The sequence below is a fragment of the Mucilaginibacter myungsuensis genome, assembly GCF_015222005.1.
Taxonomy (GTDB): domain Bacteria; phylum Bacteroidota; class Bacteroidia; order Sphingobacteriales; family Sphingobacteriaceae; genus Mucilaginibacter; species Mucilaginibacter myungsuensis.
Map to the genome: position 1 here is coordinate 38,478 of NZ_JADFFL010000012.1, position 21,742 is coordinate 60,219.

The following is a 21,742-nucleotide window of genomic DNA, read 5'->3' on the forward strand; positions in this document are numbered from 1 at the left end:
GGTTATAGCCAAACTTAGCTTTGGGATATGGAAAATAAAATTTACAAAACAAAAATTTTTGTACTTGAAGCATTGGCTCACGCGGCATGTTGGGCTATCTTGTTAATGGGGCTTTACAACGGATCGCAACAACGTTTTGTGATCCAACACAACGGATGGAGATCGTATGAATTTTCATCAGCGAATGCTTTTTGGAACTGCATTTTTGTGATAGTTGTTAGTACGCTGTTTTATATACTGGTATATTTTATTCTGCCTCATATAAACAAAACACGCCCTGTACGTTCTGCATTTACGATCCTTGGAGTGGTGGTTTCACACATGATCATTGTGATCATTGCCGATGCTGTTAAAGAGGCAATGGACTTTTCCAGTTTAACACCTGCCGAAATGGCGCTGGATAGCGAGCAATATTCAAATTATTCCCGAAAGATCGAGGTCACTCCAGATACTGAACACCTTAAAGCGGCGATACAGCTCGACCTGATCATTTTAACATTAGCCACTTTATACTACCTCATCCGCCAATGGGTGCTCAAAAAAATGGGGCTATCTGCCCAACTACAAAAAACATCGGCCGAGCTGACTTTGCTGAAGAGCCAGCTTAACCCTCATTTTCTGTTCAACACGCTGAACAACCTTTATGCCATGGCCCTTGAGCAACAGAACCAGGTTTTGGCCGATAGCATCAGCCAGCTTACCCAACTGATGCGCTATAATATTTACGAGAGCAGTGCCGGTGATGTAACTTTGGAGCAAGAGACCGGTTTCATCAACAACTATATCCAACTGCAAAAGTTAAGATTTGAAACGGGCGATCCTATAGATATTAAATTTGATCACGAGCAAGCTGACCCTGAATATAGGTTAGCGCCCATGCTCCTGATCAGCTTTGTGGAGAATGCTTTTAAGCATGGTATCAGCTTAAAGCAAGCATCGTTCATCCATATCGATATCAAGACAAATGGTAATGGCTTACAGTTCAACATCAGTAATAGCATCCATCGCCAGCAACAACAGCAGCATACCCAATATGCGGGCTTCGGCCTTTTGCACGTAAAGAATATGCTTTACCTGCAATATGCAGATCGCCACAGGCTAAACATCACCGAAAAGGACGGAGTGTACACCGTATCTCTAAAATTAGATAAATTAGCCTGATGCAGATCAAATGTATCGCTATTGACGACGAACCCCGGGCGCTGAGCGTAATAACAGAGCTTGCATCGAAAGTCCCTTTCTTAGAGATGAAGGGGGCTTTCCGAAGCGGTATAGATGCGCTTACCTATCTATCGCCCACACGTATCGATCTGATATTTCTGGACATCCACATGCCCGACCTGACCGGTCTGCAAGTGTTAGAAGCCCTACCCTATCAACCGATCATCATTTTCACTACGGCTTATGCCGAATACGCGCTACAAAGCTATGATTGGAACACAGCCGACTACCTGTTAAAACCCATCGACCAACAACGCTTTTTAAAAGCGGTAAATAAAGCGGCAGGAATGCTGAGGGCAGCAGCGACTGATAATACAGCAAAGGCCGCACAGGCAGACGATATCCTGATCAAAAGTGGAGTGCAAACCCACAGGGTACTGTTAAACGATATCCTTTACGTTGAGGCATCGGGCAATTACGTGGTGGTTGTTACCAACAACAAAAGGATAGTAAGCTTGAGCAGCCTGACGGATATTGAAGCAAGGTTGCCCAAAGCCAATTTTGTGAGGGTGCACCGCTCGTTCATCATAGCACTGAAACATCTGTCGCTGATAGAGAACCATCAGGTTAAAATAGGTGATCATGATGTGCCGGTCGGCCGCTCTTACCGTGATGCTTTAAAGTTAATTTCGGGGTGAGATATCCCATTGGGATTCCCCGATCCGGGGAGCGTTATACCCGACCCAATGTTACTAACCCATTAATAGTTAATAATTTCTTAACATTTTATTAAATTTCTAAGCAGGATTTTTGGATTTGTAGTTTTTTTGTTACATTGGCATTTGAATTGCCACTTGTATACACAAGAAACCGTTTTTCCCCTTGATGAAATTGAACTTTCGACCGCTTGCCATCTTAACCGTAGTATTGCTATGGACGTTATCGGCTTGCCAAAAGGATAAGGAACTACCCGACGTTAACAAAACGGCAGATAAACCATTGGTGGTAGAGACCACCGAGCCTACAAAACCCACTACACCAACCACACCCACTACCCCAACTACCCCAACTACGCCTACTACCCCATCAGGACCGGGCGTTGATTGCTGCCGCACCAAAAACGTGATCATTGTTATTGTTGACGGTGCCCGCTATAGCGAAACCTGGGGCGATTACAGTCGCGAAAATGTGGCTAACCAATACAAGCTATACCCCGAAGCTGTTTTGTTAGGTAACTTTAAAAACAATGGCGTAACTAATACCGAACCCGGCCACGCTGCCATCACCACCGGTGTTTACGAGGAGTTGGATAACTTTGGGCAACAAACGCCAACCTATCCATCCCTGTTCCAGCAGTTTTTGAAAAGCACCGGCCTGCCTGCCGAAAAGGCCTGGCTGATCGCATCTAAAGACAAGCTTGAAGTTTTAGGCAATGCTACTAAAGACGAATGGGCCGGCAAATATCTGCCACGCACTGATTGCGGACCAAGTGGTATATACAGCGGTCACCGTTCGGACAGGATGACCGTGGGCAAAGCCAAATTTGTGATGGATCAGTACCACCCCAACCTGATGCTGATCAACCTGAAAGACCCCGACTCCTACGGACACAGTAACCTGTGGGACAGCTACATACAGGCCCTAAAAAATAGCGACGCTCACATTAAAGATATTTACGATCATATACAGGACGACCCGATCTATAAAGACCAGACAACGCTGATCGTGACCAACGATCATGGCCGCCATCTGGATCACATAGCTAACGGTTTTATTGACCATGGCGACGGTTGTGAAGGTTGCCGCCACATACAATTTTTTGCCATTGGCCCCGACTTTAAAAAAGGCCTGGGTTTCCAAACCCCTTACGAGCAGATAGACATTGCCCCTACCATTGCCCGCATGTTAGGCTTTAAAATGGACTATAGCAAAGGCCGCGTAATGAACGACCTTTTTAAATAAGCCCACAACTAATTAACTATTGATATTTTGAACTATGACCCCTCGGTTTTTTTACTGAGGGGTTTTGTTTTTATAAAGATTTTTCTTTATATTTGTAATTTCGTGCAAACTTAGCCTATCATAAAATTTCTTAGAGTTACAGATCCGAACAGAAAATGGCACCAGATCATACTATGGTGGGAGTTGCGTAGTATCCTTTATAACGTGTTAATGTTGCTTGCGGGCTGGGCCAGTTTCTTTATCGGCTTTGTAACCATTCCGTTGCTGTATCTGGTTGTCGGCTTTGCACTCAACGTGATCTACACTTTTGGTTGGATCGTAGAATTATTATTTATTGCAAGATCAAGGGATGATGCAAAAAGGATCGGCTACCCTCTAAAAGCGTTTATCTGTTATTGATCTTTTCGGTGGCCATGGTCATAGGCTTTCCTATTTATCTCGTGTTGCGTCTATCGTTCTAACAAAATATACATCGCATCCTTCGGCAACTCCAACCCTATCCCGTCAGCACTGCTGATCAGCTTTAGTTCTTTAACCGCGTAACCCGCCGCATCTAACTGGATAGCCTTGCGGATCTGTTTGTTCTTGATAGTAATAGTCCCCAAAGCAGGCATACCCAACCAAGGCATTTTGCCGGTGTTGGTGATCTTGTAGCCCTTGAGTTGTTGTTTGTCGTCTGCAATGGTAGCCGGTTCTTCCTGCCAACCGGTGGGCCTAAAGATGGTGCCGATCTGTAGCAGTATCTTAGCAGATCTGTCAATATCCTGCCCGTCCATGCTCACCAGTTCGATAGTGGCATATTCGTTTTGTGAGGTGATGGTGACGGTGCCGAGATCAAATTTCTTTTGCGTATTCAGAAAACCGCTGACCGCTTTGGCTTTTGGTGTATTGAGGGTGAAGATCCCTTTACGATGATCTAATTGTAGCTGGCCGGTCGCCGAGGTTACTTTGCCGGCTTTAGTATCTATCAGCTGTGTCAGGTCATTACCTACGGCAACTTCATCCGCCTTAGCCTCGTAGCTTGAAGACACGCCGCCTGTGAGGAAAGTCATCGGACCGAACTGACCTTGGTCGGCATTTTTGCTGGTCACAAAGTCGCGGTTAGGGTCGAAGGCCTGCTCTTCAAATATCGGCGGGATGGTGCGGTCGAGCATACTTTTCATGGTACGATGTTCTTGCAAGATCTTGACCTCTTTTACATAACCTAAACGCTGGATAAGCGCGTTAGCGGGGAACATGCCCAACTCGCCCGGTGTCGAACTCGTCCAACGGTTCATCGGGTGCTGTCCGTCGGGTAGATGAAGAAAACTGAGATGCGGTTGGCGCATATAGTCCATCGCTGTAGGTGTGAACCAAAAGTAAGCGTCTAAGCCGGTCAGTCCGCCATAAGCTGCTACCAGTAATGGGCCTTCGGTCTGGTAACGGTTAGGTAAATTCCAGCCGCTTTCGGTGATCATCATTGGTCTGCCGTCCACATGTTTAACGTTGGTAGGCAGATCGGCAGGGTTCTTTAATGCCGATGGCGAAGTATAAAAGTCGCCGGGATCTATCCGCCAGCCCGAGTTGGACCCTCGGTGCCCCGGGTCAAAGTATTTGTTAGTGGCAATGACATCTACCCCGGCGTTGGCCCAACGCTCCAGATCCAGCAGGCGGCTTTGCGATGCCGTGCGCCAGTTATTTCCGTTGATGAGTTGTTTGCAGCCCAATTCATTGCGATAAAATCGGGCCATATCATCGTAGAACTTACGCAGGGTTTGCGCGTAAAACTCCACCTGATCGTGCAGGCGGCTTTTATCGTTCAGGCGTGGTGCTTGGGTCATGTCCCAAATGGGGATCAGATCCATGGTATCCTTGATATCCTTAGCGGCAGGATATTTAGCCTTTAGCCATTTGGAGAATTGCGAGCCAACCAGCTTTTTCACTTCGGGCTTTACATTGCTCATCGTCCAAAAAAATGGCGAATCCTCATTCTCTATTTGGACCATGCCTACGGCGGGTTCATCTTTCAAGGGCACTTTGGTATAAGGGTTCGAGGTAGTGTACAGGTATTTTACCCAAGCTTTGTAACCCTTTTGCAGTTGCGGGTCAAAGAAAAGTACGCCCCACATATCGTCCTTACCCGAGTAGCCGTTGATGCCCCACTCCTTAGGCACCCACTCGCCCATGTGCCCATTGTGCGGCCAAAACGGCGATATGACAGTGTAGATACCCTGCTTTTTCATAGCGGCCACGCATCGCCAAATGTTACGGGCTTCGGCAGTGTCAACATCGGTAAGTTTAGAGGTCTTCCCCTTAGGGTTGATAGAACCATGGTAGCGCACCATATTCACGCCCATTTTAGCCAAAAAACGGGCCAGACTATCTAACTGCGCATCCTTTAGATCGCGCGCCAAACTACCGCCATTGGTAGCCCAAAAACGCATCGGCTTGCCTTGCCCATCGGTAAGGGAGTTGCCGTCTTTACTCATTTTGATAAAGCCATGCTCGCCGGCCACGCGCTCGTTCAGGTAACGCAGGTCGAGCAAACTGGTATCGCTGGAGCGGTATTTGGGGAATTGGAATGTCCACCAGGTTTGGTCGGGTACCTGGGCGTTGGCCGCTACCGACAGTATTAGCAGGATCGCTATACAAACGTTCTTTCTCATCATGAAAATTCGATCAGATCAGGCAAAATATCCCGTGGATCAACTTTAACAAATATCTTTTCGGTCACGCTGCCATTATTGTCCACCTTCAAACCAGTCAAGCCGTAGCCGTAGACAGCGCCGGTATCGATGTTCCAGGAGTTGGAGGTATCGTTATAATGCGGATGATCGCTTTTGAGCGGCGTGTGGCCGTGTACTTGCAGTTTGCCAATATTCATCAGCGGCGCGCGGTTCCATACTACACCAAGATCGCTATTCTCGTTATAAGGCTCGGGGACATCTGCTAAACCGGCATGCGTCACCAACAGGCGGTCGGCCTCAAATTTAAGTGGCATCGCCTCTACCCAATTTAGGAGTTTATCAATATCGACATTGCTCAACTCAAAGTCTTCCAGCGTTTCCAGTCCGCAATAGTCTACCCACATTTTATTGTAGCCGATGCGGAAGTGTCTGATCATCTCCACCTCGTGGTTACCTTTTAAAAACAGCGTGTTAGGATAGTTCTCAGATAGCTCCATACACTTCTGCACAACCTTTGCACTGTAATTGCCGCGATCGATCAGGTCACCTACAGATATTAGTATCTCCGTAGTGCTGTCCCAGTGCTGCAGCATCTGCTCGAAGGTGTAGTAACAGCCATGAATATCGCCAATGATAAAGTAGCTCATTTACTGCGGGTGTTTCTCAAAAAATAGTCTTTGTTAAGATAGGATTTTCCTGATCAAAAGGAAAGTGCTGATCTGAATATCTGCAGAGCGGATCCATTTAACCTTTTTTAACTTTTGGATAAATGACTGAAACCTAACTTAGCAGCATGAAACCTATCGTGTTAGCTTACTGCCTGTTGCAATTATTAGCCGCTCCACTATTCGCCCAAAAGCAAAAAAAAATCGACCCGAATGAGACCATCAGCGCCGATTCGGCCCGGAACGCTATCACCAGCATTGTTAAGGAGTTAAAGCGTCAGCACCCGGGTTTCTTCCGTTACCATGACGAGGCTGATACGGACCGCTATATTGATTCTGTAAAGGCAAGTATCAGCGCCCCGCCAGATCAGCTTGCTTACTTCCGTAAGTTGAAACCTATCATCAGCCGTATCGGTTGCCTGCATACCGACCTGACACTCTCCGAAGAGTATAGCGCTTACCTGAACAGTAAACCTAACTTGTTACCGCTCAGACTATTCTTCTCCGGTGATAAAGCCTTCATCACAGCAAATTATAGCGGTGATAACGCCATCCCGATCGGCGCGGAAGTGACCTGCATCAACGGCAAAAGCATTAAAGAGTTGCACGACAAGATACTACCGAATATCCCATCCGACGGGTACAACCAAACCCTAAAATATCAATTGCTGAACAACCGGACGGCGCATTGGTATCGCTCGATCATCGAGGTAACAGATCAATTTAAGGTGATGATCAACACCGTCAACGGCCCAAAAGAATTCACCTTGAAAGGTGTATTGGATAAAGATATCCCCAAACCTGAGGCGATGGACTTTGGTACAAAGCCCCGGCTCAATTTCATGGTCGATGGTTCCCTGGCGACGCTTAGGATCTTGTCCTTTGCTAATTCGGGGATCAAGCGAGGGAAACAGGACTTTAAAAAGTTTATTGACGATGCCTTTAAACAACTAAAGGCCAACGGCACCAAAGACCTGATCCTGGACCTGCGCGATAACACCGGCGGCACCGACGCCAATGCCGCCTATCTATGTACTTACCTGATGGATAAACCTTACCGATACTGGGACCACATAGAGGTGACCGAAGGCGTTGCCCAAGAAGTTAAGGGTGTGGCAACATGGTTCTACAAAAAACCTGTTAAGCAGGACTCGCTGTACCTATGGCAAAAGTCGTGGATGACCAAAGAGTTCGATTTTTATCAGCCGCAAAAGCCTCATAAGAATGCCTACACGGGTAAACTCTACGTACTGATCAACGGCTTGTGCATGTCGTCTTGCGCGGATATTGCCGCTGTGCTGCATCACAATAAACGCGCGATCTTTATTGGCGAAGAGACCGGCGGCGGCTACCATGGCAACACCAGTGGCATGATGCCTCATGCTGAACTGACCTTCGGTATTACGCTAAGTGTTCCTTTGCAAAAGTACGTGAACGCCGTTGATCCTAAACTGAACATAGCCCACGGCACGCCTCCCGACGTACTGATCACCAGAACCGTTAACGATATCATCAACCCTAAAGATCTGGAGATGGAGGCGGCTTTGCGGTTGATCAAATAGCCGCACTGATCCGTATCTGATCCAGTTTATTTTCTGATAATGTCAGATCATTAAAAAACTCGGTCGTCAGTTCGGTAGCCTGATCGGTGAGGTTGCTGAATAGTTCTTTGTAGTAATTGATACCAACCCGTATTTGCGCGCTGAACTTTTCTAACTGTTTAGCTTTCTTATCGCTCAGATGTTTAAGGTTATTTTGCAGATCGGTTTGCAAATGCTCGATGTATAAGTTCAACTCTTTAATGAAAGCGTGTGGGCGTTTGATGTTTTGCAGCAGATCTATCTTACCATAGATATGGGCCACCATCTCATCCAGCGAGTACAGGTGATTAAAGTAAGCCAAATTAGGCCCCGGGCAGATGGCTACGGCGGTATTCTCGCGGGGTTTAACAATATCGTACTTAAGGTAGGTTGATGAGCATAAGCCTTCGCACAGGCACAGTTTCTCGGTTACGGTCTGGTATTGTTGTTGATATTCGTCCTCGGATAAGCCCGCAGCTTGCAATTCGGCTATTTTTAAGGATTGATATTGACGGGACGCTGTGCAGATGGGTTGCTCGGTAAACTCCGTATTGCTGCACAGATATTTTTTGGTGCAGGGGCTGCCCGGGCGGCGTTTTTTAATACGGTCAATGCGTTGTTGCTCGATGGTAGAACCGCGGAAATTATTGAACAGGATACCTAATGGCGATGAGTTGCTCACATAGTAATCGCCCTCTTTGGCGTGGATGAGTTTGTGCAGTGTATCCTCATCCACATTGGTCGCCTCGGGGACGAGCAGGAACGGACTCCCCCAACCGGTGGCATCCAGTTGGTAGTGATCCATCAAAAAGGTGTTCTCTTCGGCTGTACCGATGCCGCCTTGAACGCTCAGCTTTTGGATAGGTATATTATTGCATTCGACGCCTTTAGCCAGCAATGCGCCAAGATATAGGGCATATAATTCCTCCTGCATTTCGGTACGTTTTTGTTTAAACTCTTCCAGTATCGGGCCTAACAAAAAACCCTCGGTAGCGAAAGCGTGGCCTCCGCAATTTAAGCCTGACTCGACACGGAACTCGGATACCCATATCCCCTTTTTAGCTAAGAATTTAGCCTGAATGAACGCTGAACGGAAATCGCTCACCTTTAAAATGATCTTCTTTTTAAAGCGACCATCTCTGTCAGGCAGAAAAGCCTCAAAGCTTTCCAGGTAACTATACAACTTTGGGTTCATTCCGGCGGATAATACCACTGATGAGTAAATATCACTATTCACAAAGCCACGCAGACCAGCCAAAGCATCGGTGTTTTCATCTCCAAGATAGTCGCCATTGCCGGTAAAGTTCATCTTATCAACCTTGGCCATCAGGTTCACATCCATCGCACCAATAGTCATGTGTTGGCGCAGGACATTTTGGAAGATGGTCTTACGTTCGCAATCCGGATAATCCATCATCAGATCATAGCCTTGCTTAAGCTGGCTGCAATCGGGCAGCATCTCAAAGTAGCGGCAGATGTCGCTGCCGGGTTCAAAGGGCTGTTGTTTTAGTTCGATGAATTGTTGCTGTACCAGCTTGTTCACCAAGTTTAGATAAGCCTCTACCCTACGCGCCCGAGCATCGGGATCGGCCTTATTGATGGGGCTATACGGTTCGTCGTTCTGCAGGCTGTGGTATTCGCGCATCCGCTCGGTCAGCTCGTCATCAACAATAGACATGGTGGATGTGATGCCGTAACGGGCAACTTTCAGCGGCGTATCTACCGAGTATCCTAAACCTAAAACGGGGATGTGGAATGTGTGGCTCATGCAAAAATTCGTTTCGACAAAGCTATCGGGCAACGCCTCGTCAAAAACTGACGGCGGTCACATTTAGCAGATGTACTCGTCATTATTTAGGTGCCGCCGATCCGTGAGTTTTGTAACGGAAAAAGAATGGACCCCATAAAATGACAGCGCACACTTTACTCGAAAAAGAGACCTGCTACCATTGCGGCGACGAACGCCATACCGACGAGTACCAGATCGATGACAAGCACTTTTGCTGTCAGGGTTGCCAAACCGTTTACCAGGTTTTGGCGCAAAATCAGTTGTGCAGTTACTATAACTTTAATGCCCACCCCGGAGAAACCCGCAAGCGTAGCGACAAGCGTTTTGAATACCTGAGCGAGCCAACCATCATTAAAGACCTGATCGATTACAGAGATGAGCAGATCACCGTCGTCAGCTTTTATATCCCGCATATCCATTGCAGCTCTTGCCTTTGGTTATTAGAGCAACTGAACAAGCTGAACCCGGCAGTGCACTATTGCCGGGTCGACTTTTTAAAAAAGCAACTCAGCATGCGCTTTGATCATCGTAAGCTCAGCCTACAAGGCCTGGTAGAATTGCTGTACGATATCGGGTACGAACCATTGATCAGCCTGCAGGATGTTATCAAAAAAAACAATTCATCGCCTAAAGATAACCTGGTGCAAAAGATAGCCGTGGCAGGTTTTTGCTTTGGCAATGTGATGCTACTCAGCTTTCCCGAGTACTTTGGGTTGACGGCATTTGAGCAGAACTTTAAACACTTTTTCGGCTGGTTGAATGTGGCTTTTGGAGTGCCTGTAGTCGTTTACAGCGGCTGGGGTTACTTTACTTCGGCTTATCAAAACCTCCGCAATAAGGTCTTAAATATCGACTTCCCATTAGCCCTGGGGATAGCGGTCTTGTTCATCCGTACGGCAGTTGAAGTTGCCACAGGTACCGGCGCAGGTTTTGCCGATACGCTTTGTGGATTAGTTTTCTTTCTGCTAGTAGGCAAATTTGTTCAGCAAAAGACCTATCACCACATTTCCTTTGAACGGGATTACCGTTCGTTCTTCCCGGTAGCGGTGCAGGTAGTGAAGAACGGCGTGGAGAAGCCCCTGCCCTTGGCGCAATTACAGACCGGTCACCGCATGGTAGTGCGCAATAACGAGATCATCCCCGCGGACGCCATCCTGCTGAAAGGTGAAGCTATGATAGACCTGAGTTTTGTGACCGGCGAGGCAATCCCCGTACACAAAACTCTTGGCGAGGTGATCTACGCCGGCGGCAGGCAGACCGGCCAAGCGATCGAACTGGAGGTGATCAAACCCGTATCGCAAAGCTATCTTACCCAACTGTGGAATAACGAGGCCTTTACCGCCAAACAGGATAACCGCGTGCGCACCTTTAACGAGGAGGTGAGCAAACATTTTACGATCATACTGCTGGCCATCGCCATAGGCTCTTTATTATTCTGGGCTTTGGAGGACCTGCCCCGCGGCATAGCAGCCTTTACTGCCGTGCTGATCGTGGCTTGCCCTTGCGCGTTGGCATTGAGTACGCCTTTCACCATGTCGGCGGCTTTGAGTGTATTCGATAAAAACCTCTTTTACCTGAAGAATACCGCTGTAGTAGAGCAAATGGCCCGGATAGACACCATTGTGATGGACAAGACGGGCACGATCACCATCGGCAATAGCAGTAACATTCAGTTCAACGGAGTGCTAAGCGCGCATCAACAGCAATTGATCTGGAATACTTGTTCTAATTCCAACCATCCGTTGAGTCGCATGATATGCTCTTATCTCGGCAACCAAAAACCTTTACCTATAAGCAACTATAATGAATTGGCAGGAAAGGGTATCGAAGCGAATGTTGATGATGACCAAATGATCATTGGCAGCGCTGATATGATATTCGGTTATTCTACTAAGATCACAGGTGCTACACGTGTGCATGTATCACAAAACGGTTTGTATCTGGGCTACTTCGCCTTCCATCACCAGTATCGCGAAGGGATGGATAATATTCCAAAACTGAGCGATAACTATGATATGTACCTGCTATCGGGCGACCAGGACCACGAGGCAACCGAGTTAGTAAAGTACTTCAGGCCCGACGCTATGCATTTCGAGCAACTGCCGCAGCAAAAGATGGACCTGATCAGCGACCTGCAGCATCAACAAAAAAAAGTGATGATGCTGGGCGACGGCCTTAACGATGCGGGCGCGCTAAAACAAAGCGACCTGGGCGTAGCTGTTACCGACAACGTGAACAACTTTACCCCCGGCAGCGATGCTATTTTAGACGGACGGTCTTTCAGTAAACTACCGCAGTTTTTACGTTTTGCCAAGGATACCGTAAAGATCATCCATATCTCGTTCCTGATATCGCTTACTTATAACGTTATTGGGCTTACTTATGCCGTTACCGGGCAATTATCACCATTAACAGCAGCTGTCCTGATGCCGCTGAGCACGGCTACCATCATATCATTCACCAGTTTAGCAACGCACTTTGCGGCGCGGAAAAGGAGGTTGGCATGAGTATCATTTATTTCCTGATAGGATGCAGCGTACTGATGGCGCTGGTATTCCTTGGTGCGTTCTTTTGGGCGCAAAAAAGCGGGCAGAACGATGATCTGTATACCCCATCCATGCGCATCCTGTTAGATGATGAGGACGAACTGCCATCACGTACGGATAAAAAGTGACCTCCATCACTTGATAGCCGGATACATATCATTCTGCACCCAACGCTTCCGCAATAATTTTACCACCATAAAAGCAAACACTTTATGCAGCCCGAAAATTTTTATTACGATAACAAGATCGTCCGCAACTTTGGTATAGCTACCATCGTTTGGGGCATTATCGGCATGACGGTCGGCCTTCTGGTAGCCATCCAGATGTATGCACCCGGAGCCAACCTTCACAACCAATTTACCACCTTTGGCCGTATCCGCCCACTGCATACCAACGCGGTGATATTCGCTTTTGTGGGCAACGCCATTTTTATGGGCGTTTACTACTCGCTGCAAAGGCTATTAAAGGCCCGCATGTTTAGCGATGCGTTGAGCAAGATCCATTTTTGGGGATGGCAGCTGATCATCGTATCGGCAGTAATTACCCTTCCGCTGGGACTGACCACCTCACACGAATACGCCGAACTGGAATGGCCCATAGATATCGCCATCACCATCATTTGGGTGGTATTTGGTATCAATATGTTCGGTACTATATTTAAACGCCGCGAGCGTCACCTGTATGTAGCTATCTGGTTCTACATTGCCACTTTTGTTACCATTGCGGTGCTGCATATCGTTAACTCAGTAGAGCTGCCTGTAGGTGCTTTTAAAAGCTATATGGTTTATGCCGGCGTGCAGGATGCACTGGTACAATGGTGGTACGGCCACAACGCGGTCGCGTTCTTTTTGACAACACCTTACCTGGGCATGATGTATTACTTTTTGCCTAAGATGGCCAACCGCCCGGTGTACTCTTACAAACTGAGTATCCTGCACTTTTGGGCATTGATCTTCATTTACATCTGGGCCGGTCCGCACCATTTATTGTATACCTCTTTACCGGGTTGGGCGCAATCGTTGGGGGTTGCTTTCTCGATCATGCTTATCGCGCCAAGTTGGGGCGGTATGATCAATGGTTTGCTGACACTGCGCGGTGCCTGGGATAAAGTGCGTGATGATGTGAACCTGAAATTTATGGTGGTGGCTTTAACTGCCTATGGTATGGCCACTTTTGAGGGACCGATGTTATCCCTGAAACAGATCAACGGCATAGCACACTTTAGCGATTGGATAGTTGCGCACGTACACGTTGGCGCTTTGGGCTGGAACGGTTTCCTGACCTTCGCTATCTTGTATTGGATCATCCCTCGCATTTACAAAACCGAATTGTTCTCTAAAAAACTGGCATCGTTCCACTTTTGGGCAGGCACTTTAGGTATCATCTTTTACGCCGTGCCAATGTACTGGGCAGGTTTTACCCAAAGCCTGATGCTGAAGGAATTCAACCCCGACGGCATGCTTAAGTACCCTAACTTTTTAGAGAGCACACTTCAGATATTACCGATGCACATGATGCGTTCGGTAGGTGGTGCCATCTATCTGTTAGGTGTGATCGTGATGGGTTATAACCTGTACCGCACTATGCGCCAGGGTAGCCTGGTGGCTAATGAGGGTGCGCAAGCGATGCCTTTAGAACCGGCACATACGTTGGCTAAAGAATCTACTTTTCACCGCACGTTAGAGCGCCGCCCTATCCAATTGATGGTTTTGGCGCTGATAACCATCCTGGTAGGATCGGTGATAGAACTAATGCCGACGATGACCATATCATCTAACGTACCGACCATTGCAAGTGTGAAACCATATACTCCATTGGAGTTACAAGGCCGTGATATTTACATCCGTGAGGGTTGCTCTAACTGCCACTCACAAACTATCAGACCGTTCCGATCAGAGACCGAGCGTTATGGTGAATACAGCAAAGCGGGCGAATTTGTGTATGATCACCCTTTTCTTTGGGGATCTAAGCGTACCGGTCCGGATCTGGCAAGGATAGGCGGCAAGTACGGTAACGCCTGGCACTATAACCACATGATGGACCCACGACTAATGTCGCCGGGAAGTATCATGCCCGAGTATAGCTGGCTGTTGACCCAAAAGCTGGATACGACCACCACTATCGCCAAGATCAACGGTATGCGCAAATTGGGTGTGCCCTATGCCGCCGGTTATGAAAATATTGCCAATCAGGATCTGGATAAGCAAGCCAAAGAGATAGCCGCCAACCTGTATGCCGATAAGATCGAAGTGAAGAGCGATAAAGAGATCGTCGCCATCATAGCCTATTTGCAACGCCTGGGTACCGACATAAAAGCAAACAAAACCGCCACTAAATAACCAAAGCCATGTTTAAACAATTCACCGAAAATATTAACAGCCACCAGATATACCTGCTTACCTCCCTGGGGATATTCTTTGTCTTTTTTGTGGTGGTGGCCGTGATGCTGATACGCATCCGCAAGCAACATATCGAGCATATGCAAGGCTTGCCATTACAAGATACTATCGACCCTAAACCTTTAAACCACGCATAGCAACATGAAAAAGCTTTTATTGATACCGATGCTGGCTTTTGTGCTGCCTGCAATGGCCGAGGCCGAAGAGAAGCCTATATCCACAGGCGATCTACAAAACTATGTTGCCTATGCTGCTATCATGGGTATGCTACTGCTTTTCATCATTGCCTTATTGGTGGTGTTGAGAGCTCTCAAAGTAATGACCAAAGTAATGCTCCGTCAGCAACAAGGCTATACCCATGCTGAGATCGCAGCCGAGCTGAACCCGGAGCAACCGAAGAAAGTAAAGAACGAGCTATGGCTGAAAGCGCTATCGTTAAAGCCAATGTCGCAAGAGAAAAGTCTGCTGATCGAACACGATTACGACGGCATTCAGGAATTGGATAACCCTACCCCGGCCTGGTTCATGTGGTTGTTTTACGGCACGATAGGTTTTGGCTTAGCTTATCTGGCGGTTTACCATGTGTTTGGCGTCGGCCAACTGCAGGATGCCGAATATGTGACCGAGGTGGCTCAAGCTGATAGCGCCAAAAAAGTATATCTGGCAAGAGCTGGTGAGCAGGTAGACGAGAATACCGTAAAGTTGGTAGCCGATGCTGGTGTGATCGATGCAGGTAAAGGCATATTCACGCAACATTGCGCGGCCTGCCATGGTGCGGAAGGACAAGGAGTAGTAGGCCCTAACCTGACCGACGTCTACTGGCTGCACGGTGGCAATATCAACGATGTTTTTAAGACGATCAAGTACGGTGTAGCGGCCAAAGGCATGCCTACCTGGGAGAAACAGCTATCGCCTAAACAGATCTCGGATGTATCTAATTACATCCTCTCTTTAAAAGGTACTAACCCGCCAAACCCGAAAGCGCCACAGGGCGACGAATTGAAAGACGACACCAGTGCGGGCAGAACGGCATCAAACTAATTTACAATGAGCGCGATATTAGCAGCTGAAGGAACGGGAAAACGGAAATGGATATATCCGCTCATTCGTAAAGGTAAGTACTACAAATGGCGCTCGGCCATCAGTTATGTGTACCTGCTGTTCTTTTTTGCAGGGCCTTTTATACGCATAGGCGGCGAGCCATTATTGCTGCTCAATTTCCCCGAGCGCCACTTTGTGATCTTTGGGCAAAGCTTTTGGCCGCAGGATATCTTCTTGTTCATGCTGGCATCGCTGGTGGCATTGGTGTGCATTGTATTGTTCACGCTGGCTTTCGGACGTCTATTTTGCGGCTGGATCTGTCCGCAGACCATCTTTATGGAGATGGTGTTCCGCAAGATTGAAGAATGGATAGAGGGCGATGCCAACAAACGCAAAAAGCTGGATGCCGGGCCGTGGACGCAGGATAAGATCATCAAGAAGACCGTAAAGCATGTGATCTTTTTGGTGGTGTCCTTCCTCATCGCCCATACCTTTTTGGCTTACGTCATTGGCAGTGATAATTTGTTCAAGATCGTTACCGAGCCGCTGAGTTTGCATATCGTCGGGTTCATCAGCATCTGGGTTTTTACCATTGTATTCTATTTGGTATATAGCCAGGTGCGCGAAATAGTTTGTACGGTTATCTGCCCTTACGGGCGCTTACAAAGCGTACTCATAGACCAGGACACATTGGTTATTGCGTATAACGATGTGCGTGGTGAACCGCGAGGCAAACTATCTAAAAACGCTGACCCATTTAATTTAAAAGGCGATTGTGTGGATTGTGGCCTTTGCGTTTCTGTATGCCCTACGGGTATAGACATTCGCAAGGGTACACAGATAGAGTGTGTGAACTGCACTGCCTGTATTGACGTGTGCAACGATGTGATGGTAAAGATCAATAAGCCATTAGATCTGATCGGTTACTATTCCGAGAACATGATCCACAAAAAGGAGAAACCATCTTTCACCTTGCGAATGAAAGCTTATGCCGGGGTGATCACCATACTCACTTGCGTGTTAGGCTACTTCATCTTCAGTCGCAGCGATATGGATATGACCGTAATGCGCGGTGCTGGCATGCTGTACCAGGAGCAGCCGGGCGGCTACATCAGCAATATTTACAATGCCGAGATCATTAATAAGACCAATACTGATATGTCGGTGAACATTCGACCGGTAGACCCTGCCGTGAAGATCAGGTATATTCAATCTTCATCCCAAGTAAGTAAAGGGGCTATGGTTAAAACAGTGTTTTTCGTGATGATGCCTGCATCGCACATACACAGCACTAAAACGGATATCAAATTAAGGCTATATAACGGCGATCAGTTAAAACAAACGGTAAGTACCAGTTTTGTGGGGCCAATAAACGAATAATTATGAATTGGGGAAGAGGTATCGTAGGCGGCATGGCCGTGTTCATGGTGTTTATACTGAGTTTGTGTTTCCAGATGTTCAGAGCTCCGGCCGATGAATATGATCACCAGTATTACGAGAAAGGCTTGGGTTATGACAAGGATTACAAGCGCGAGCGGCAAGTAGTGATAGATAAAGCCCAACCGACTATTGAGCATGCCGACGGGCAACTGCTTATTCTGTTCACCGATACGGTTAATGGAAAAGCGAGGTTCATCCGTCCATCAAGCACGGCATTGGATAAAACCGTAATAATAAACAGTGGCCAAACAGCGGCCATTCCACTCGGCCATTTCAGCAAGGGCCGATGGACATTAGTGCTGGAGTGGCAAAGCCATAACAAAGATTATTTGTACCAGAAAGAGATCTACATCAAATGAGTACCGCGCAGATCGCCTTTTTTATTGGCCTTTTCGGCAGCGTGCATTGCGTGGGCATGTGCGGTCCGCTGGCCTTTGCCGTGCCGGTATCAAAGCGCGTTTGGTGGTATATTGTTAGCGATAAGATCTTATATAATCTTGGGCGGGTGATATCTTACACGCTATTAGGTTTCCTTATAGGTTTTGTTGGGCGGCAATTATGGATATCCGGTATGCAGCAAGGCGTAAGTTTGCTAAGTGGTCTGCTGATCATTTTTGCGGGGCTATCCCGAATATTCAAATTCAAGTTGTCGCGCAGCAACAGATCTATGTATGATATACTACCGATAAACAAAGCGTTAAACTATGTGCTAAAACACCGCGCGGGGCACTTGATCATCGGTATTATCAACGGTTTTTTGCCTTGCGGATTTGTTTACATCGCACTGGTGGGAGCTATTAATACCAATGCCCCAATAGCCGCAGCGGAATATATGTTTTGGTTCGGTTTGGGTACTTTTCCGTTGATGCTGATCGCTACGGTCAGTGCAGCATCATTAGGGCCGCTCGTTCGTACGCGCATCAATAAAGCCATGCCTTATCTAATGGTGTGTTTGGGGCTTTGGTTCATTGTGCGGGGATCGGGGTTGAATGTGCCTTATTTGAGTGTAGCGAAGATGGGGAATGGGGTGGTTTGTGAATAGCATTTTCGAAATCTCCGTCATCGCGAGCGCAGCGATCTCCGATCCTTAGGTCAGCCTTGCATATCCGCTCTGTTTATAGGGGATCGTCACGTCGCTGATAGAAGCGACTCACGATGAAGATGGGGCGAAAAAGTGACAACCCTCACTTTTTCAACTGCCCGCCATCATCCCCTACCCACCGCCGACCAGCCATCTTTGTAGTATCAAAACAACATCAATTATGGCAACTATAACAAGCGCCCCTGCAACATGGGCCAAACCCGAAACTCAAAAAACCGCCAACCTTTGGAATAAATTTATGGCCTTTGCCGATACGCAAAACAAGAACCGTACGCTGTGGTTCCTGGTATCTTTGGTGTCTCAGGGCGTGCTATTCCTTCCGATACCTGCTGTATTGATCTTCTACTTTGACGCGCCTGAATTGATTTTGGCCGTAACGCTCATCCTGTTCTTTTTGAACGTAGTGGCCGGGATGGGTGGCAGCAGTATACGTACTATGCTTACACTGTTTGCGACCAGTGCGATCATTAATACGCTAATGATCCTGATCTTTACGATATAACATCTAAAGCTTTTCTCCCTGATCAATAATTATTGAGAGCTGTTAGCGTGTGTCCGCTAACAGTTTTTTTGCTTTATTAGCATCACTATTTTAACGTGGGCAAAACCATTCCATAACATTTATGTAATGATATCGTTAGATTTACGATACCAAAACACTTCTTCTTGAGAAAGATATTAACCGCCGCCGTCTTTTGCTTTTCATTTCAGTTCGCCAACGCGCAGGTTACCGATACCCCAAAGGTAAATGTAGTAGATACTTTAAGAAAAGACCTATTCACCGCACCTGACACCGTTCCGCACCTACGCAGCAGATTAGCATCCATGATAGCTCCGACAATTTTCATGGCTTATGGAGCTGGTTCTTTCTACATCAAACCTTTGCAGCGGGTGGATAAATGGATGTATCAGGAATCTCAGGAGCGGCAATTGGTGCCATCGAGCAGGATAGAGAACGTTGTGCAGTATGCCCCAATGGTGCTTACCTACGGCTTAAATTTGGCGGGCGTGCATGGCAAACACACTTTTGTAGATCGGACGTTGATATTGGTACTTGCGCAAGGTTTTACGCAAGGCGTGACCTCTTTTGCCAAACATCGCACTTACCGCGAACGCCCCGACGGCCGCGATAACCTTTCTTTCCCTTCAGGCCATACCAGCAACGCCTTTGCCGGCGCCGAGTTTATGGCGCAGGAGTTGGGCGATGTATCGCCCTGGTACACCGTGTTAGGTTACAGCTGCGCCACCTTTACGGCCATGAGCCGCATTACACACCGCGACCATTGGTTCAGCGATGTGATCGCGGGTGCCGGGGTCGGCATCTTTTGTACCAAGGGTGCTTACCTGCTTTATCCTTACCTGCGCAACGCGCTAACTAAAAAAGAAAAGACGAGCGATAAAATGGGGTTTATCCCGGCTGAAATAAAAGAAAGGCCGATCAAGAACAAAGTCCTTTTACCGACCTACCAAAGCGGGACATTTGGGTTGGCTTTTGTGGCGCAGTTGTAGACACTACACCGCCATGCTAAATAATTGCGTAGACGGCCTGTCCGCCCAAAGCCTCGCGTCCAGTGCCATGCATATATTCCTAAGGAAGTGTTGACCCAACTCAGTCACCTGTAACCCGTGGGAATTTAATTCTACCAGACCATCTTGCTCCAATGCTTCTAAACGTTCAATGCCGTCGAACATCGCTTCTGATGGTTCGGTATGGTGGTTCCAACCGGTCTTGTTACGGCACATGATATTGAGGATATGTTTGCGGATGATCAGGTCGTCCGTCGTTAAAACGTGCCCTTTAAATACAGGCAACTCACCGGCGTTGATCATCTGCAGGTATTCTTCTACGGTCTTAACGTTCTGCGCAAAGCCGTACCAAGCATCGCCGATCGACGATACCCCAAGGCCGATCAGTAATTGTGTATGCTGATGCGTGTAGCCCATAAAGTTGCGGTGCAAGGTGCCGTTCTGCTGTGCCACCAATAGTTTATCGCCGGGCATGGCGAAGTGATCCATCCCGATCTCTTCATAACCAAAACTGCGCAACAGACTGCGTCCTATCTCGTGCAGTTTGCTTTTCAAATGTGGTTCAGGCAGGTCAAGTTCGGTAAATTTACGCTGACCGGGTTTTATCCAGGGTACATGGGCATAACTGTAAAAAGCTATGCGATCGGGTTTTAGTCCGGCAACAAATTTCATGGTATTGATCAGGCCATCCATAGTTTGCAGTGGCAGGCCGTAGATCAGGTCGTAATTGATGGAGGTGTAGCCGACCAACCGTGCTTTTAGCGTAATATCCAACACCTGCTCAAAACTTTGCTGGCGGTTTATGATATGCTGCACCTTCGGGTCAAAATCCTGTATACCTAAGCTGAGGCGTTTAAATCCAAGGTTATATAAGGTTTGCAAATGTTCGGCCGTGGTATTGGCAGGATGCGCTTCAAAACTGAACTCCGCATCCGGATGAACGATGACATCCGCCAATAAGCCCTGTATCAGCATCTGCAGATTTTCGGCTTTAAAAAAAGTCGGTGTACCACCACCTAAATGTATCTCTCGGATGTTCGGTTTCCGCCCTAAGATCTTGCGGTACGTCCCCCACTCTTTCAGCACAGCCTCAATGTAAGGTATCTCTACGCCATGGTTCTTGGTGATGCGGGTATTGCAACCACAATAGGTGCAAAGGCTCTCGCAAAAGGGCAAGTGAACATACAGACTGACGCCTTCCTCATTATTGCTCTCGTTGAATGAGCGGGCGGTCAGCATTTCCCATTTATCGCGACTGAAAGTCGACTGATCCCAGTACGGCATAGTGGGGTAACTGGTATAGCGCGGCGCGGCCACGTTATATTTTTGTGCAAGATGCGGATGGCGATACATAGCTTACAAAGTTTGGTTGTCGACTTTAACGGGGACAGCGGCACGACAAGCATTGGCGCAGGCGCAGGTATCGCCCACACATTTCTTTTGCTGATACATGTCCAGATTGCGGATGGTCTGATCAGCCATGGCTTGCGGTTCGGTGCTGAGCACGTTGGCTAATTTGATACCGTAGCGACCTGCAGCGGGTCTGTCGAGGTGATCGGTATCTATCGACTGTGTAACGATAAATCGCACATTCAGCAAAGCTAATTGCTCTATCACCTGTGCCGAAACATCGTCGGCGTTGGATACGATGACCGCATCCTTACCCGAGGCATAGGCCACCGTCTCCACACTCAGTGGATTGGCTATGATGGTGATATCGTGTTTTTTTTGATTGGCTTTGGCCAGATACTCCTTCTCTGACGGCTTTATGCTATAAGCGACAACTTTCATCCGATGCGATCTTTATGAGCTACAAAAATATCGGACAGTAGACAAGCGCGGCGTGAGGGTGGTCAGCAGAGAA

19 protein-coding genes are annotated in these 21,742 nt (G+C 47.6%); 14 read left to right on the forward strand and 5 right to left on the reverse strand.

What is annotated here, in order from left to right; all coding sequences use genetic code 11:
* Positions 1-27 precede the first annotated feature (27 nt).
* From IRJ16_RS21460 to IRJ16_RS21470, 3 genes are all read left to right on the forward strand, one after another.
* A complete protein-coding gene (locus IRJ16_RS21460) occupies positions 28-1,161 on the forward strand; it encodes a sensor histidine kinase (protein WP_194113782.1) in 1,134 nt (377 codons plus the stop codon).
* Complete coding sequence (locus IRJ16_RS21465; protein WP_194113783.1) at positions 1,161-1,859, forward strand: LytR/AlgR family response regulator transcription factor; 699 nt, start codon at positions 1,161-1,163, stop codon at positions 1,857-1,859. The genes IRJ16_RS21460 and IRJ16_RS21465 overlap by 1 nt, the downstream gene beginning before the upstream one ends.
* A 187-nt stretch (positions 1,860-2,046) precedes the next feature.
* Entirely contained in the window at positions 2,047-3,123 is a 1,077-nt protein-coding gene (locus IRJ16_RS21470; protein WP_194113785.1) for an alkaline phosphatase family protein, read from the forward strand.
* Positions 3,124-3,572: 449 nt separating this feature from the next.
* On the opposite strand, the gene IRJ16_RS21475 is transcribed toward IRJ16_RS21470, so the two are convergent.
* Together IRJ16_RS21475 and IRJ16_RS21480 are read right to left on the reverse strand one after the other, a co-directional pair.
* The gene (locus tag IRJ16_RS21475) at positions 3,573-5,771 is read right to left on the reverse strand and encodes a hypothetical protein (RefSeq protein WP_194113788.1); all 2,199 of its coding nucleotides are present in this window, start codon (positions 5,769-5,771) and stop codon (positions 3,573-3,575) included.
* A complete protein-coding gene (locus IRJ16_RS21480; protein ID WP_194113790.1) occupies positions 5,768-6,436 on the reverse strand; it encodes a metallophosphoesterase in 669 nt (222 codons plus the stop codon). The genes IRJ16_RS21475 and IRJ16_RS21480 overlap by 4 nt, the downstream gene beginning before the upstream one ends.
* Positions 6,437-6,582: 146 nt before the next feature.
* On the opposite strand from IRJ16_RS21480, the gene IRJ16_RS21485 reads away from it, so the two are divergent.
* Positions 6,583-8,016, forward strand: a complete 1,434-nt coding sequence (locus tag IRJ16_RS21485) for a S41 family peptidase (RefSeq protein ID WP_194113792.1) — start codon at positions 6,583-6,585, stop codon at positions 8,014-8,016.
* Here IRJ16_RS21485 and IRJ16_RS21490 read toward each other — a convergent pair.
* Positions 8,009-9,802, reverse strand: coding sequence for a hypothetical protein (locus tag IRJ16_RS21490; protein WP_194113794.1), 1,794 nt, complete (start codon positions 9,800-9,802; stop codon positions 8,009-8,011). The genes IRJ16_RS21485 and IRJ16_RS21490 overlap by 8 nt on opposite strands.
* A gap of 140 nt (positions 9,803-9,942) precedes the next feature.
* Here IRJ16_RS21490 and IRJ16_RS21495 point away from each other — a divergent pair, with 140 nt between their 5' ends.
* The 10 genes from IRJ16_RS21495 (at position 9,943) to IRJ16_RS21540 (ending at position 19,860) form a co-directional block, all read left to right on the forward strand.
* Positions 9,943-12,330 carry a heavy metal translocating P-type ATPase gene (locus IRJ16_RS21495; protein ID WP_194113796.1) on the forward strand — a complete coding sequence of 796 codons (2,388 nt, stop codon included), beginning with the start codon at positions 9,943-9,945 and terminating at the stop codon, positions 12,328-12,330.
* Positions 12,327-12,497, forward strand: coding sequence for a cbb3-type cytochrome oxidase assembly protein CcoS (gene ccoS / locus IRJ16_RS21500; RefSeq protein WP_194113798.1), 171 nt, complete (start codon positions 12,327-12,329; stop codon positions 12,495-12,497). Before IRJ16_RS21495 ends, ccoS begins: the two co-directional genes overlap by 4 nt.
* 84 nt (positions 12,498-12,581) lie before the next feature.
* A complete protein-coding gene (gene ccoN / locus IRJ16_RS21505; RefSeq protein ID WP_194113800.1) occupies positions 12,582-14,708 on the forward strand; it encodes a cytochrome-c oxidase, cbb3-type subunit I in 2,127 nt (708 codons plus the stop codon).
* Between the two features lie 8 nt (positions 14,709-14,716).
* The gene (locus tag IRJ16_RS21510) at positions 14,717-14,905 is read left to right on the forward strand and encodes a hypothetical protein (protein WP_194113802.1); all 189 of its coding nucleotides are present in this window, start codon (positions 14,717-14,719) and stop codon (positions 14,903-14,905) included.
* A 4-nt stretch (positions 14,906-14,909) separates the two neighbouring features.
* A complete protein-coding gene (locus IRJ16_RS21515) occupies positions 14,910-15,809 on the forward strand; it encodes a cbb3-type cytochrome c oxidase N-terminal domain-containing protein (RefSeq protein WP_228080403.1) in 900 nt (299 codons plus the stop codon).
* A 6-nt stretch (positions 15,810-15,815) separates the two neighbouring features.
* Entirely contained in the window at positions 15,816-17,189 is a 1,374-nt protein-coding gene (ccoG, locus tag IRJ16_RS21520) for a cytochrome c oxidase accessory protein CcoG (protein WP_194113804.1), read from the forward strand.
* A gap of 2 nt (positions 17,190-17,191) precedes the next feature.
* Entirely contained in the window at positions 17,192-17,608 is a 417-nt protein-coding gene (locus IRJ16_RS21525) for a FixH family protein (RefSeq protein ID WP_194113806.1), read from the forward strand.
* Positions 17,605-18,291, forward strand: coding sequence for a sulfite exporter TauE/SafE family protein (locus tag IRJ16_RS21530; protein ID WP_194113808.1), 687 nt, complete (start codon positions 17,605-17,607; stop codon positions 18,289-18,291). Before IRJ16_RS21525 ends, IRJ16_RS21530 begins: the two co-directional genes overlap by 4 nt.
* Before the next feature lie 220 nt (positions 18,292-18,511).
* The gene (locus IRJ16_RS21535; RefSeq protein WP_194113809.1) at positions 18,512-18,853 is read left to right on the forward strand and encodes a hypothetical protein; all 342 of its coding nucleotides are present in this window, start codon (positions 18,512-18,514) and stop codon (positions 18,851-18,853) included.
* A gap of 164 nt (positions 18,854-19,017) precedes the next feature.
* Positions 19,018-19,860 carry a phosphatase PAP2 family protein gene (locus IRJ16_RS21540; RefSeq protein ID WP_194113811.1) on the forward strand — a complete coding sequence of 281 codons (843 nt, stop codon included), beginning with the start codon at positions 19,018-19,020 and terminating at the stop codon, positions 19,858-19,860.
* Positions 19,861-19,863: 3 nt separating this feature from the next.
* On the opposite strand, the gene hemN is transcribed toward IRJ16_RS21540, so the two are convergent.
* Both hemN and IRJ16_RS21550 read right to left on the reverse strand, forming a co-directional pair.
* Positions 19,864-21,231 (reverse strand): oxygen-independent coproporphyrinogen III oxidase, encoded by a 1,368-nt coding sequence (gene hemN, locus IRJ16_RS21545; protein ID WP_194113814.1) that lies wholly within the window; start codon positions 21,229-21,231, stop codon positions 19,864-19,866.
* Between the two features lie 3 nt (positions 21,232-21,234).
* The gene (locus tag IRJ16_RS21550; RefSeq protein WP_194113816.1) at positions 21,235-21,669 is read right to left on the reverse strand and encodes a Rossmann-fold NAD(P)-binding domain-containing protein; all 435 of its coding nucleotides are present in this window, start codon (positions 21,667-21,669) and stop codon (positions 21,235-21,237) included.
* Between the last annotated feature and the right edge of the window lie 73 nt (positions 21,670-21,742).